This window comes from Streptomyces sp. NPDC044064 (assembly GCF_056434245.1).
On sequence record NZ_JBWKFN010000029.1, the window covers coordinates 40,101 to 53,511 of the forward strand.

12 protein-coding genes are annotated in these 13,411 nt (G+C 72.3%); 6 read left to right on the top strand and 6 right to left on the bottom strand.

The genetic code is table 11. The features are described from left to right. Positions 1 to 141 precede the first annotated feature (141 nt). Both AC07DS_RS35670 and AC07DS_RS35675 read right to left on the bottom strand, forming a co-directional pair. Positions 142 to 1,560 carry a HEAT repeat domain-containing protein gene (locus AC07DS_RS35670; protein WP_479152176.1) on the bottom strand — a complete coding sequence of 473 codons (1,419 nt, stop codon included), beginning with the start codon at positions 1,558 to 1,560 and terminating at the stop codon, positions 142 to 144. Between the two features lie 300 nt (positions 1,561 to 1,860). Then, the gene (locus tag AC07DS_RS35675; protein ID WP_479152178.1) at positions 1,861 to 2,253 is read right to left on the bottom strand and encodes an ankyrin repeat domain-containing protein; all 393 of its coding nucleotides are present in this window, start codon (positions 2,251 to 2,253) and stop codon (positions 1,861 to 1,863) included. A gap of 263 nt (positions 2,254 to 2,516) precedes the next feature. Between AC07DS_RS35675 and AC07DS_RS35680 the strand changes: the two genes are divergently transcribed. Together AC07DS_RS35680 and AC07DS_RS35685 are read left to right on the top strand one after the other, a co-directional pair. After that, the gene (locus tag AC07DS_RS35680) at positions 2,517 to 2,711 is read left to right on the top strand and encodes a hypothetical protein (protein WP_094220804.1); all 195 of its coding nucleotides are present in this window, start codon (positions 2,517 to 2,519) and stop codon (positions 2,709 to 2,711) included. A gap of 40 nt (positions 2,712 to 2,751) precedes the next feature. Then, positions 2,752 to 4,341, top strand: coding sequence for a hypothetical protein (locus AC07DS_RS35685; RefSeq protein ID WP_479152180.1), 1,590 nt, complete (start codon positions 2,752 to 2,754; stop codon positions 4,339 to 4,341). 189 nt (positions 4,342 to 4,530) lie between these two features. On the opposite strand, the gene AC07DS_RS35690 is transcribed toward AC07DS_RS35685, so the two are convergent. Beyond that, positions 4,531 to 6,039: an SCO1417 family PLP biosynthesis transcription factor gene (locus AC07DS_RS35690; RefSeq protein ID WP_479152181.1), complete on the bottom strand. Its 1,509-nt coding sequence runs from the start codon at positions 6,037 to 6,039 to the stop codon at positions 4,531 to 4,533. Positions 6,040 to 6,141: 102 nt separating this feature from the next. Here AC07DS_RS35690 and yczE point away from each other — a divergent pair, with 102 nt between their 5' ends. The 4 genes from yczE (at position 6,142) to AC07DS_RS35710 (ending at position 9,668) form a co-directional block, all read left to right on the top strand. Further along, positions 6,142 to 6,843, top strand: a complete 702-nt coding sequence (gene yczE, locus AC07DS_RS35695; protein WP_479152182.1) for a membrane protein YczE — start codon at positions 6,142 to 6,144, stop codon at positions 6,841 to 6,843. Continuing rightward, a complete protein-coding gene (locus tag AC07DS_RS35700; protein ID WP_479152184.1) occupies positions 6,840 to 7,607 on the top strand; it encodes a glycerophosphodiester phosphodiesterase family protein in 768 nt (255 codons plus the stop codon). The genes yczE and AC07DS_RS35700 overlap by 4 nt, the downstream gene beginning before the upstream one ends. Positions 7,608 to 7,668: 61 nt before the next feature. Next, on the top strand, positions 7,669 to 9,015 hold the full coding sequence (locus AC07DS_RS35705; RefSeq protein WP_145880982.1) for an MFS transporter: 1,347 nt from the start codon (positions 7,669 to 7,671) through the stop codon (positions 9,013 to 9,015). Positions 9,016 to 9,293: 278 nt separating this feature from the next. Further along, a complete protein-coding gene (locus AC07DS_RS35710; RefSeq protein ID WP_003977404.1) occupies positions 9,294 to 9,668 on the top strand; it encodes an RNA polymerase-binding protein RbpA in 375 nt (124 codons plus the stop codon). Between the two features lie 166 nt (positions 9,669 to 9,834). On the opposite strand, the gene fxsA is transcribed toward AC07DS_RS35710, so the two are convergent. The 3 genes from fxsA to AC07DS_RS35725 all read right to left on the bottom strand — a co-directional run bounded on the left by fxsA (position 9,835) and on the right by AC07DS_RS35725 (position 13,398). Next, complete coding sequence (gene fxsA, locus AC07DS_RS35715) at positions 9,835 to 10,389, bottom strand: FxsA family membrane protein (RefSeq protein WP_479152186.1); 555 nt, start codon at positions 10,387 to 10,389, stop codon at positions 9,835 to 9,837. Positions 10,390 to 10,466: 77 nt separating this feature from the next. Beyond that, positions 10,467 to 11,261, bottom strand: a complete 795-nt coding sequence (locus tag AC07DS_RS35720) for a polyprenol monophosphomannose synthase (RefSeq protein WP_479152187.1) — start codon at positions 11,259 to 11,261, stop codon at positions 10,467 to 10,469. A gap of 535 nt (positions 11,262 to 11,796) precedes the next feature. Continuing rightward, on the bottom strand, positions 11,797 to 13,398 hold the full coding sequence (locus AC07DS_RS35725) for an amidohydrolase (protein WP_479152189.1): 1,602 nt from the start codon (positions 13,396 to 13,398) through the stop codon (positions 11,797 to 11,799). Between the last annotated feature and the right edge of the window lie 13 nt (positions 13,399 to 13,411).

Consider the following 13,411-nt stretch of genomic DNA (forward strand, 5'->3'; position numbering starts at 1 on the left):
GGGAACGTCCCATGAGCGTTGGACTGCACACCCGAGCGGGTCAGCCGGCCGCCATGTCCGCCTGACCCGCGGGTCACCCGGTGTTCACCCGACGGGCGGTCTCCCGCCCGTCCCATATGCGTGTGACGGTGCCCGGCGAGGTCACATGGCCGTTGCGTCCGGTCCGAAGCGGCTGCGGACCGCTGTCTGTACCTCGTCCTCCTCGGCCGGGTCGGCGGCGAGGCGGCGGAGTCGTTCGACGACCCGGGCGTCGCCGGTCTCGGCGTGCCGGGCGGCGATCTCCCGCGTGGTCTCCTCGCAGTCCCACAGGCACTCGACGGCGAATCCGGTGGCGAAGGAGGGATCGGTGGCGGCCAGGGCACGGGCGGCGCGGCCGCGGAGATGGGAGGAGGCCGTCTCGCGGTAGACATGGCGCAGGACGGGGGCCGCGCAGGCGATGCCGAGGCGTCCGGCACCGTCCACCAGGGTCCACAGGGTGGGCGCGTCGGGGCCTTCGCCCCGTACGGCCTCGCGCAGGGCGCCGAGGACGAGGTCGCTGTCCTGGGCTCCGCCGCGGCAGGCGAGCATGCGTCCGGCGGCGGCGCCGAGGACGTCGGGGCGCTGGGCCCAGCGGCGCGCACGGTCCACGGCGGCGATGCTGCGCATCCGTTCGAAGGCGTCGACGGCGGCCTCCACGACGACCGTCGTCCCGTCGACGACGGCGGCCTCGATCAGGTCGAGGGCGTCGGGGTCGTTGCTGTCGGCCAGGTAGCGCAGCGCCGTGCAGCGGGCGCCGTCGATGCCGTTCCTCGCGGCCTGGAGGATCTCCGGCCGGTCCTCGGGGCCGGCCACGGCGACCAGGCAGCGGGCGGCCGGGACATGCAGTGCGGCGCCGCGCTCGATGCCCTGCTGGGCCCACTCGAAGACGGCTCGCACGCTCCACCCGGGGCGTGGCCCGGTGGGCCGCATCTGGCGCTGCCAGCGGTCGAAGCAGCCGGTCTCCTGGGCGGCACGCACGCGCGTGGCGATCGATTCGCGCGGATCCTCGGCCCACAGCCGCCAGGGCCTCGGCTCGAAGGCGTCGCGCACGGCGGCGGCCAGCTCGGCCTCACCCTCGGAGTCGGTGGGGAAACGGGCCAGCACCGGGGCGGCGAGGGCGCGCAGGCCCGCGTCGTCGTCCCTGAGGGCCAGCTCGTCCAGGGCCCAGGCCCAGCTGGACCCGTGGGCGGCGTACCTGCGCAGCAGTTCGAGCGCGTCCCGCCTGCCGTAGGAGGCGAGGTGCCCGAGGACCGCCAGGGCCAGGCCGGTGCGGGACTCGTCGGTGTCCAGGACGTCCTCGGGGTCGAAGAGGTGCGCCTCGATGGCGTCCAGCTCGCCGTTCAGGTCGAGGTAGAGCCGGGCGTAGTAGAGCGAGCGGTTCTCCACCTGCCAGTCGTGGCGGGGGTCTCGCAGCACACAGTGGTTCAGGGCCGCGAGCGCCTCGGCTCGCGGGGCGGTGAGCGCGTGCAGCGTGCCGTCGCCACGGCCGCGCTGGAGCAGGCCGAGCAGCGTACCGCTGGGCGCTATGACCGGATCGAACATGGGAAACAGCCTCACATCAAGCGTCGACGCAACCGGGAAACACGCACTACCTGGCCGCGTGACACAACGTCGGAGCGCCCGCCGTCTCTTGCTTGCTGTAGACCATTTCTCTCTGCCTCTCGTAGGTGGCCCATGCGGACCGCATCACGGCCCGCGCGGTGCGGCAACACCTGCCCAGCCATCGCGTCCGTGAATCACGTCGTCATGATGACCCGCGGTGTGTGCTGCCGCGACCGTATTTCCGGCGGCCCCGTACCGCCTCCCCCGTTTTGTGTGTCGTACCTGGTCAGGACATCCGCATCAGTGTGCGCCGAACAGTTCCAGGAGTTCCGCCTTACCGAACATGCGTGCCGTTTCCACGGCCGAGGGAGTACCCGCGGCGGGATCGGCGCCACCCTCCAGGAGGGCCTTGATCACTTCCGTCTCACCCTTGAAGACGGCCCCCGCGAGCGGGGTCTGGCCTCGGTCGTTGATCCGGTTCACGTCCGCGCCCCGGGCGAGCAGGGCGCGCACCGCGCCGGCGTGACCGTGATAGGCGGCGAGCATCACGAGGGAGTCGCCGCGGTCGTTGGTGAGGTTGGCCGGAACACCCTTGTCGACGTACGCCACCAGCTCCTCGGCCTGCCCCTGCCGGGCCAGATCGAAGATCTTGGTCGCCAGCTCCACGACCTCGGGGTCGGGGGCTTCACTCATCGGCCGGACCGCCTCTCTTACAACCGTTCAGGTGAATCGCAAGGGTACTGGCTCGCGCCTCACATGACCCGAAGTGCCCGAGGTAAAGATCACTGCAGACCCCGCCGGACGCAAGCGCCCTGCTCAACCGGCCCATGACGGCTCCGCCGACCGGGGGAAATCAACCGAATTTCACCCGGTTGCACCTTTTATCGTATAGATACATCCTGTGATCCTGGAAGTACTCATGGTGACTGTCCCCTCTCGACACCAGGAGACCTCAAATGATCCTCTCCCTGTCAGGCGTGCTCCTGCTCGGCATCATCGTCTTCCTCTTCTTCAGGAAGGACGGGCTCAAGGGTTCGCACGCCGCCGTCTCGGCCCTGTTCGGCTTCTACCTGTCGAGCACGGCCATCGCCCCCAGCATCAAGGCCGGCGGCGAGAGCCTGGCGAGCCTCCTCGGCGGCATCAAGTTCTGACGCCCCACCTCCCGCCCGTACGCACCAACAGGAGACAGCAGTGGCCCGGCGCCCTCTCCCCCGCATTCTGAGCAAAGACAGCGCACAGATCGCCCGGACGCAGATCGCCCGGAGCCGGGAGCTGGCCCGGACGGCGGCCGACAGTGCCACCGATGTCCTCCACCCGCTGATCACCGTCTCGCGCGGGCTGCGCCGGCTGGCCTCGGCCGGGCGGCGCAGGTGGGCCGAGACGCCCAAGGACAAGCGTGGCCCGCTGCTGTTCCTGGCGGCCTCGATGGTCCTGTTCGTGGCGATGGTTCCGTACGGACCGCTGCTCGCCGCCATCACCCTGATGGCGGCGGCGGCCTGGCAGGGCCGCGACCGCACCCCGGCGGCCCCCGAAGGGCCGGACGAGTCCCAGACCGAGCGGCTCCAGTCCCTGTACGAGGCGCTCGTGCCGTACTTCTCCACCGCCGAGGACCCGACTCCGCTGTACGCACACGGCGGGGAGTGGGAAAAGGCCTTCGACACACACGAGTTCGACGACGGCGGGCGCTTCGGTCATCTCGTGATCCGCTACCCCGCGTACTTCCCGGACGGCGAAGCCGCGGCCCGCGCGCGGATCGAGCAACTGCTCACCGCGAAGGCCGGGCGGGGCCGTGAGTACCACTTCGAGTGGGACGAGGAGGGCAACCGGCTGACGGTGGCCGTCCTCGCTCCGCTCCCCACCGGCATCGCCGCCCAGCGCTTCGTCACCGCGCCGGGCGAGACCGTGCTCGGGTTCACCGATCCGAGCGAGGTCCAGCGGACGCTCCCCCTCTCCTACGAAGAGGAACAGCACGACGTCCCGCCGGTCGTCTGGCGCACCGGCATCCGCTCGACCGAGCCGCACCTGCTGGCCATGGGCCACCCCGGCAGCGGCACCTCGACCCTGCTGCGCTCGATCGCCCTGCAGGCGCTCCGGCACGGCGACGTACTGATCGTCGACGGCGGCGGCACCGGCGAGTACGCCTGTCTGATCGGACGGGACGGGGTGCTGGCCGTGGAATGCGCGCCGGCCGGGGCGCTGGCCAGCCTGGAGTGGGCCGCGCAGGAGACCGAGCGGCGGCTCATCGCCGTCAACCGGGCCCGGCAGGCGGGCGACGCCCCGCCCGAGGACACCCGGCGCCCGCTGTGGATCCTGCTGGACCGGCCGAGCGTCTTCACCCATCTCATGGCCGCGGACGGCCGCAGGGATCCGCAGGCCCTCCTCCAGATGCCGCTGCGGCACGGCCGCGCGGCGAACGTGACCGTGGTCGTGGCCGAACAGTTCGACAGCGCGGACGCGTTGAGCGAGGGAGTGCGCCAGCACACACGCGCGCGTGTCGTGCTGGGACCCGCGGCGCCCGAGCAGGTGGAGGCGGTGCTGGGGATGCGGGCGCGCACCACGACGCCGGCGCAGGTGCCGCCCGGGCGGGGGTATGCGCGGCTGGGGTCGGGGCCGGTGCATCGGCTCCAGGTGCCGTCGACTCCCGATCCCTACGACGACGCGACCACCGATGCCGACCGGCAGGCGGTGCTGGATCTGCTGCCGCCGCGGACGACTCCTGTCGAGGCCGTACCCGAGACGGAACCGCTGGCTGCGGAGGCAGTGGCTGCCGAGAGTTCGTAGGCGACCGTCGGCTGCGGCCGGGCGCCGTCCGGGCGCCGCCGCACCGGTCCCCGGCGCCCCACCGGCACGACCGCGCGCAGCCGGTGGCGGCGCCTGTGCGGCCGGCAGTGCCGCAACTCGCCAGGGCCGCGGGGAACTGCACGGCCAGTCACCGCACACCCGCAGCCGGACCAGGAGCGGCCGGCTCGCCTACGCCACGAACGTGCGCGGCGCCTCGGCGCCACCGGTCGCCCCGGCCTCCACCAGCCGTGCCGCCGCCGCAAGGCGCGCAGCCGCCTCCTCCGCCACCGCTCCGCCGACCGTGAACGGGAGGCGGAGGTAGCCCTCGAAGGCGCCGTCGACACCGAAGCGGGGGCCGGAGGGGACCCGGACGCCGACCCGCTCCCCCGCTTCGGCGAGCCGCGAGCCCGAGAGGCCGCCGGCGCGGACCCACAGGGTCAGGCCGCCCTGGGGGATCTCGAACTCCCAGTCGGGCAGTTCGCGGCGCACCGCGGCCACCAGGGAGTCCCGGTTCTCGCGCGCCTGGCTGCGCCGCAGAGCGACGGCCTGTTCCCAGCCACCTGTGCTGAACAGCCAGTTCACGGCCAGCTGCTCCAGCACGGGCGTGCCGAGGTCGGCATACGCACGCGCCGCGACCAGGCTGCGGATCACGTCCGGGGCGGCACGCACCCAGCCGATCCGCATGCCGGCCCAGAACGCCTTGCTGGCCGAGCCGACCGTGACGACGGTCGAGCCCGCCGGGTCGAAGCTGCAGACCGGGCGCGGCATCGCACCCTCGCCGAACGACTCGTCGAGCCACAGCTCGGTCATCGTCTCGTCGGCCACGAGCACGGTCCCGGCCGAGCGGGCCGCGTCCACCAGCCGACGCCGCTGGTCCTCGTCGGCGAGCGCGCCCGTCGGGTTGTGGAAGTCGGCGACGACGTAGGCGAGCCGGGGCGCCGCCTCGCGCAGGACCTGACGCCAGCGGTCCACGTCCCAGCCGGTCAGCCCCTCGGCCATGGCGACGGGCACGAGTCGCGCGCCCGCCTCCCGCATCAGCTGGAGGATGTTGGCATAGGACGGCGATTCGACGGCGATGCGCTCGCCGCGGCCCGCGAAGAGATGACAGATCGCGTCGATGGCACCCATCGCGCCGGTCGTCACCATGATCTGCTCGGGCATGGTGGGGATACCGCGTGCGGTGTAGCGCTCGGCGATCATCGCGCGCAGGGCCGGCAGTCCGGCCGGGTAGTCGCCGTGAGTGTGGGCGTAGGGTGGCAGTTCCTCCAGCGCCCCCTGCACGGCACGGGTGAGCCACGGCTCCGGCGCCGGCAGCGAGGCGCAGCCCAGGTCGATCACCGAGCCGAGGGCCTCCGGGGGCAGCGGTTCCAGTCCGCGCGCGGGAAGCGGATTGCCCGCCGGTACGGCGGTCCAGCTGCCGGCGCCGCGCCGGGACTCCAGGAAACCCTCGGCGCGCAGGGCCTCGTAGGCGGCCGCGACCGTCGTACGGCTGACGGAGAGGGACAGGGCCAGTTCGCGCTCGGCGGGGAGCCGGGCGGCCACCGGCACGCGGCCTTCGAGCACGAGGAGCCGGATGCCGTCGGCGAGGGCGCGGTAGGCGGGCGGACGGCGCGTGCCGGGGCCTGCCGGGCGGTCCTGCTGGGAGGTGAGCAGCCGGGCGAGCTGCGCGGCCCCCACCGCTGAGGTCCACTGCGCCATGACGATCAGTCCACCTTCCCCGAATTGGCCATGGATGGGTTTCCACTCCAAGCCACAGAGTGACATGCATCAGGCCACTGTCACCACCCAGGGGGGTATTTCATGTCCACTCCCGGCCGCCCCGGCCACCCCGGTCGTCCCGGACTCGGCCGTCCCGGATCCAGTCGTCCCGGCCGACGTCTGTTCATGCTGTACGCGGGGCTCGCGCTGTACGGCGCGAGTTCCGCGCTCCTGGTGAAGGCGGGTCTCGGGCTGGAGCCCTGGAACGTCCTGCACCAGGGGCTCGCCGAACTCACCGGGCTCAGCATGGGTCTGGTCCTGACGATCGTGGGGGCGGCCGTCCTGCTGCTGTGGATCCCGCTGCGGCAGCGCCCCGGGCTCGGCACCGTCTCCAACGTCCTGGTGATCGGTTTCGCCATGGACACCACCCTGGCCGCGCTCCCGGACGTGCACTCCCTGGCGGTCCGGGTGCCCCTTCTCCTCGCGGGCGTCGTGCTCAACGGCATGGCGACCGGCCTCTACATCTCCGCCGACTTCGGACCGGGCCCGCGCGACGGCCTGATGACCGGGCTGAACCGGCGCACCGGCCGCTCGATCCGGCTGATCCGCACCGTCGTGGAGGTCACCGTCGTCGCGACCGGCTTCGCCCTCGGCGGCACCGTCGGCATCGGCACCGTCCTGTACGCACTGTCCATCGGCCCGCTCGCCCAGTTCTTCCTGCGCGTCTTCGCCGCCCCCTCGGCACCGGGGCGAAGCACAGTCGTTGCCACCGGGCAACCGGAAGGGGCGATACTGCGTCCGTGACCACCGCGATACGCCACCCCTACCTCGACCACCCGGGCCCCATCGCCTTCGCCCACCGCGGCGGGGCCGCCGACGGCCTGGAGAACACCGTGGCGCAGTTCCGGCGCGCGGTCGACCTCGGCTACCGGTACATCGAGACCGATGTCCACACGACGGCGGACGGCAAGCTCGTCGCCTTCCACGACAGCACGCTCGACCGGGTCACCGACGGCGCGGGCCGCATCGCCGACCTGCCGTGGCGGGACGTGGCCAACGCGCGCGTGGGGGGACGGGAACCCGTGCCGCTCTTCGAGGAGCTGCTGGAGACCTTCCCCGAGGTCCGCTGGAACGTGGACCTCAAGGCGGAGCCTGCGCTGCGCCCCTTCCTGGAGCTGATCGAGCGCACGAACGCCTGGGACCGGGTCTGCGTGGGCTCCTTCTCCGAGGCGCGGGTACTGCGGGCGCAGCGGCTGGCCGGGCCGCGGCTGGCCACTTCGTTCGGCACCCGCGGGGTGCTCAGTCTGCGGCTGCGCTCCTGGGGGCTGCCGGCCTCGGTGCGCCGTTCCGCGGTCGCCGCACAGGTTCCGGAGGCCCAGTCGGGCGTCCCGGTGGTCGACGAGCGCTTCGTCCGCGCCGCCCACGCGCTCGGGCTGCAGGTCCACGTGTGGACGATCAACGAACCGGAGCGGATGCACCGGCTCCTGGACCTCGGTGTCGATGGCATCATGACCGATCACATCGACACGTTGCGCAAGGTCATGGAGGACCGCGGCGTCTGGGTCTGAGCACCCGGGACGACCGGGCCGCGCCTTCGCACGGCACTTCAGTGGGGAAGCGAGGGCACGGGTGGGCACCGAGACCGTGCGGACACAGGCGGCCGACGAGGCCGCGGGGCTGCGGCGCGAACAGCGCGGCTGGTACTTCTACGACTGGGCGTGCTCGGTCTATTCGACGACCGTTCTGACCGTCTTCCTCGGCCCGTACCTCACCGCGGTGGCCGAGAAGGCGGCCGACGCCGACGGCTATGTGCATCCGCTGGGCATACCCGTCCGGGCGGGCTCCTTCTTCGCCTACTCGGTGTCCCTGTCGGTGATCGTGGCCGTCGTCCTGATGCCCCTGGTGGGCGCGGCGGCGGACCGCACCGGCCGGAAGAAGCCGCTGCTCGGGGCAGCCGCGTACACGGGGGCGGCGGCGACGACGGGAATGTTCTTCCTCGACGGCGACCGCTATCTGCTCGGCGGGGTGCTCCTCATCGTGGCGAACGCGGCGCAGTCCGTCGGGATGATGCTCTACAACTCCTACCTGCCGCAGATCGCCCCGCCCGAGGAACGCGACGCGATCTCCTCCCGGGGCTGGGCCTTCGGCTACGCGGCGGGCTCCCTGGTCCTCGTGGCCAATCTCGTCCTGTACTCGGCGCACGACTCCTTCGGCCTCTCCGAGACGGCCGCGGTCCGCATCTGTCTGGCCTCGGCCGGACTGTGGTGGGGCGTCTTCACGCTCGTACCGCTGAGCCGGCTGCGCGACCGGCACGCGCGCGTGGAACGTGCGACGGCCCCCGGGCTGCGGCAGCTCACGGCGACCGTCCGGGACATGCGCCGGCATCCGCTGACGCTCGGCTTCCTGCTGGCGTACCTCATCTACAACGACGGCATCCAGACGGTGATCTCCCAGGCCTCGGTCTACGGCTCCGAGGAGCTGGGACTCGGGCAGTCGACGCTCATCGGTGCGGTGCTGCTGGTGCAGGTGCTGGCCGTGGCGGGGGCGCTGACGATGGGGCGGCTGGCCCGGATCTACGGGGCGAAGCGGACGATCCTCGGCTCGCTGGTGGCCTGGACGGTCACGCTGGGGGCCGGCTACTTCCTGCCCGCCGGGGCGCCGGTCTGGTTCTTCGTGCTGGCGTCGGGAATCGGGCTGGTCCTCGGCGGCAGCCAGGCGCTGTCCCGGTCGCTGTTCTCGCATCTGGTGCCGCCGGGCAAGGAGGCCGAGTACTTCTCCGCGTACGAGATGAGCGACCGCGGGATGAGCTGGCTCGGGCCGCTGCTGTTCGGGGTGACCTACCAGCTGACCGGGAGCTATCGCTCCGCGATCATCTCGCTGGTGGCCTTCTTCGTCATCGGTTTCGTCCTGCTCGCGAGGGTTCCGGTCCGGCGTGCGATCGGCGAGGCGGGCAACCCGGTTCCGGAAAGGATCTAGGAACGATTTAGCGCTCGACGCGAAAGGGCGGTAGTGTACGCGTTTGGCCTGCCAGGCGTACCGTTACTGCGCGTCAAAGATGCCGAAACGCTGGGTGACATCTGCTAGCAGATGTGACAAACCGGGCGCCTGTGGGTAGAACAAGGGGCGGCTACGACGGCGACGCATGACCCGGAACGGGACTCGGAACGGGAATCTTTACCGCCGACCGGACGTTGACCGGATGACGACGACAGCGACACCTGTCCTGTGGGCGACAAGCCCGGGAGGCACGATTCATGAGTGAGCGAGCTCTTCGCGGTACGCGCCTCGTAGTGACCAGCTACGAGACGGACCGCGGTATCGACCTGGCTCCGCGCCAGGCCGTGGAGTACGCATGTGAGAAGGGGCACCGCTTCGAGATGCCCTTCTCGGTCGAGGCGGAGATCCCGCCGGAGTGGGAGTGCAAGGTCTGTGGGGCCCAGGCACTCCTGGTGGACGGCGACGGCCCTGAGGAGAAGAAGGCCAAGCCCGCGCGTACCCATTGGGACATGTTGATGGAGCGGCGCACCCGTGAGGAGCTCGAAGAGGTCCTCGAGGAGCGCCTGGCGGTTCTGCGTTCGGGGGCGATGAACATCGCCGTTCACCCGCGAGACAGCCGCAAGAGCGCGTAACGCGAGACACACGAATAACCGCGGGCGCCGTACGTGAAGACGTACGGCGCCCGCGGTTTCGTGCTGCCCGAAGAGCACCGGACGGCGAAGGAGACCGCCGCACGGCCGAACTCTCGGCTCAGCCGCACGGCCGAACTCTCGGCTCAGCCGCTCGGCCGAGCCCGGCTCAGCGGGTCAGGGGCGGCCACTGCTCCCCCGGCTCCCGGCCGGCGTCCTCCCTGATCACCTCGCCCTGCACCACCTTGCCGTCGGGGCGGTGGATGCGGACCTGCTGGAAGGCGTCGCCCAGGGTGCCCGGGGCGGCCTTGCTCAGGCTCCGGTCGAGGGCACGCTCCGCGAAGCGGCTCACGGCCTTCTGGACCGGCGGGAGCAGCAGGAGCAGGCCGGCCGCGTCGGAGATCAGCCCAGGGATCATCAGCAGCAGTCCGCCGAGCATCATCAGGCCGTTGCCACCACCGCGCGTCGGCGACCCGCCACGCTGCAGCGCCTCGTTGAGGTTCTGGAAGGCCCGCCGCCCTGCCCGCTTGATGACCACGGAGCCGGCGACGAAGCCCGCCACCAGCAGCAGGAACACGGTGGGACCGCCCGCCGCACCGGCGACCTGCGTCAGCAGCCAGATCTCCAGCACCAGCCACACGGCGATGCCCAGCGGCAGATACCTGCGCAGCCGGGAACGCCGGGGCCGGGCGGTGGACGGAGAGGTGGAAACGCCAGTCGTCATGCTCCCAGTGTGCCTGGGCGCGGCTCAGTGCGGGATAAGGGGACGACCGGCCACAACGGTGGAGCCGCGGACCGGCCCTAGGCCTGCTTGTCCTTGCCCGTGAGCTTGCCGACACGCTCGCCGACGCCCCAGGCGGTGACCCGCCACAGCGCCTCCACGACGATGTTCCGGCTCATCTTGGAGTCGCCGAGTTCCCGCTCCACGAACGTGATGGGCACCTCGACGACGTGGTAGCCGGCCCTGACCGCGCGCCGGGCCAGGTCGACCTGGAAGCAGTACCCCTGCGAGGCGACCTTGTCGAGCCCGAGCCCTTCGAGGGTCTCGCGGCGGAACGCGCGGTAACCGCCGGTCACGTCGCGGATCGGCACATCGAGCAGGAGACGCGAGTAGGTGCTGCCACCGCGCGAGAGGAACTCCCTGGACTTGGGCCAGTTCACCACCCGGCCACCCGGTACCCAGCGCGAGCCGAGCACCAGGTCGGCGCCCTTGAGGGCGGTGAGCAGCCGGGGCAGCTCCTCGGGCTGGTGGGAGCCGTCGGCGTCCATCTCGACCAGCACGCCGTAGCCGTGCTCCAGGCCCCAGCGGAAGCCCGCGAGGTAGGCGGCGCCCAGGCCCTCCTTGCCCTTGCGGTGCAGCACCTGGACGTGGTCGTCCTCGGCGGCCAGCTCGTCGGCCAGCTTGCCCGTGCCGTCGGGGCTGTTGTCGTCCGCCACCAGGACGTGCGCCTCAGGGACGGCCTTGCGTACCCGGCCGACGATGGTCTTGATGTTCTCCGCCTCGTTGTAGGTCGGAATGATCACCAAGGCCGTGCCGAGCGGACCGAACTGCCTCCCCTGGGCCTTGGCCGCGAGGGTCCCGTCGCCGTCGTTCACTGCTGCCCCTTCATGTCGTACGCAGGCGTCCACCATAGTGGCCGCGGCCTGGGATGACGTTCCCTCTCGTTCGTACGCTGGTGTCGATTCCACAAGAGTGGGGTAAGAGCATACTTTTCGGCACCTGCGTGCCGCGACGGATGGGGGCCCGGCGCCCTTCGGGCCGACCTGGGCCCCGCTGGCTGCGGGACGACCGAAAGCCGTTGTCTACTGAGCGCCCGGGCCCCACCCGGGTCACACCTTGCCGACCGGCCGGAACGTTCCCTCGTCGGCGCGGGCGCTGAGCCTGGCTCCCAGTGACGGTGCCCCGGTGCGGCACACCGTCCCTGACCCAGCGGCGCTGCGACGAGTGCGCGAACACTCCCCGGTCGGGCGTCCGGTGGTGGACTCGGCCGAACCTACCGGCCCTCGGCCGCCGACTGTCAACAACCGTCTGACCTGCACCGATGCCCACCCGACCGCGGTGAACCCAGAGGATTCGCAGGTCGGGCGACGCCGCGACCGGGAACGATCACCACCGCGCCACCCCGGGAGATCACTCGCCCGGCCGTACGAACACCGTCCGTCCGTCAACGACGGTGCGCAGGCAGACCGGCAGGTCACGGCCCGGTGTGAGGTCGGGCAGGCCGGGGGTGCCGGAGCGCGGGTCGGTGGACCAGCGGGCCACGCGGTCGTCGGGGGCCTGGACGACCAGTTCGTCGGTCCGCCAGACGGCGTAGTCGGCGGGCGCGCCGGGCACCAGGACGCCCGCGTCGTCGCGGCCGATGGCCCGCCAGCCGCCGCGCGTGTGCGCGGTGAACGCGGCGCGTACGGAGACCCGGTGCTCCGGGGTCCGGTGGAACGCGGCGGCACGCACCGTGCCCCAGGGGTCGAGCGGGGTGACCGGGCTGTCGGAGCCGAACGCGAGCGGCACACCGGCGCGCAGCAGGGCGGCGAACGGGTTGAGGGTGCGGGCCCGCTCGGCGCCGAGGCGGTGGGCGTACATGCCGTCCTCCCCGCCCCAGAGCGCGTCGAAGGCGGGCTGGACCGAGGCGATCAGACCGAGCTCGGCGAAGGAGGCGACGGTCTCGGGGGTGAGCATCTCGGCGTGCTCGACGCGGTGCCGGGCGGCGCGGACGCGGGCGAGGCCGACCTTCTCGGCGGCTGCGCGCACGCCCTCCACGACCGCGTCGACGGCGGCGTCTCCGATGGCGTGGAAGCCGGCCTGGAGCCCGGTCTCGGTGCAGGCGACGACATGGGCGGCGACGGCGTCGGCGTCCAGGTAGGCGGTGCCGGTGTGGGTCGCGTCGGCGTAGGGCTGGTGCACGCAGGCGGTGTGCGAGCCGAGGGCGCCGTCCACGAAGAGGTCGCCCGCGGCGCCGTGGGCGCCCAGCGCGCGGGCCCGGTCGACGTCCTGTTCCGCCCAGTAGCCGATGACGCGCGGTCCCGGCACCTCGGCGGCGAGCGCGAGCAGGTCCGTGAAGTCGTCCTCGGAGGAGATCTTCGGGCCGCCGCACTCGTGCACGGAGCCGATGCCGAGGGAGGCGGCGTGGGCGAGCGCGGTGCGCTGGGCCTCGGCGCGCTGGGCGGGGGTGATGGCGGCGAGGGCTGCCTCGCGCACGGCGTGGTGGTCGTCGGCGGTCAGCGGGCCGTCGGCCCGGCCGAGAGCGGGCACGAGGTCGAGCAGTGCCGAGGTGACGACCGCCGAGTGGACGTCGATGCGGGAGAGGTAGAGGGGGCGGCCCCCGGTGGCCGTGTCGAGCTCCGCGCGCGTCGGCGGGCGGCCGCCGGGCCAGCGGGCGGCGTCCCAGCCGTGGCCGAGCAGGACCCGGTCGTCGGGGCGGGCCGCGGCGAAGTCGCGGACGAGCGCGAGGGCCGCCTCCAGGGACGGGGCGTCGGACAGGTCCAGGCCGGTCAGGGCGAGACCTGTGGCGGTGGTGTGCACATGGGCGTCGGTGAACGCCGGGGTGACCAGGGCGCCGTCGAGGTCGACCACCTCGTCCACGCCGTCGGCGAAGGCGTCGGCGGCGCCCTCGGAGCCGACCCAGGCGACCTGGCCTCGCTCCACCACCATCGCGGTGGCGAAGGGGTCTGCGGGGCTGTGGACCTCTCCGCGGCGCAGGAGGACGGTCTTGGGGTCGGCGGACTGCTCACTCATGCCCCACAGTCTC

What these genes read in the sequence shown, in the direction of transcription:
- AC07DS_RS35675 (WP_479152178.1), bottom strand. Translation starts at nt 2,253, where the DNA reads ATGAGTGAAGCCCCCGACCCCGAGGTCGTGGAGCTGGCGACCAAGATC.
- AC07DS_RS35710 (WP_003977404.1), top strand. Translation starts at nt 9,294, where the DNA reads ATGAGTGAGCGAGCTCTTCGCGGTACGCGCCTCGTAGTGACCAGCTAC.
- yczE (WP_479152182.1), top strand. Translation starts at nt 6,142, where the DNA reads ATGTCCACTCCCGGCCGCCCCGGCCACCCCGGTCGTCCCGGACTCGGC.
- AC07DS_RS35725 (WP_479152189.1), bottom strand. Translation starts at nt 13,398, where the DNA reads ATGAGTGAGCAGTCCGCCGACCCCAAGACCGTCCTCCTGCGCCGCGGA.
- AC07DS_RS35670 (WP_479152176.1), bottom strand. Translation starts at nt 1,560, where the DNA reads ATGTTCGATCCGGTCATAGCGCCCAGCGGTACGCTGCTCGGCCTGCTC.
- AC07DS_RS35680 (WP_094220804.1), top strand. Translation starts at nt 2,517, where the DNA reads ATGATCCTCTCCCTGTCAGGCGTGCTCCTGCTCGGCATCATCGTCTTC.
- fxsA (WP_479152186.1), bottom strand. Translation starts at nt 10,389, where the DNA reads ATGACGACTGGCGTTTCCACCTCTCCGTCCACCGCCCGGCCCCGGCGT.
- AC07DS_RS35690 (WP_479152181.1), bottom strand. Translation starts at nt 6,039, where the DNA reads ATGGCGCAGTGGACCTCAGCGGTGGGGGCCGCGCAGCTCGCCCGGCTG.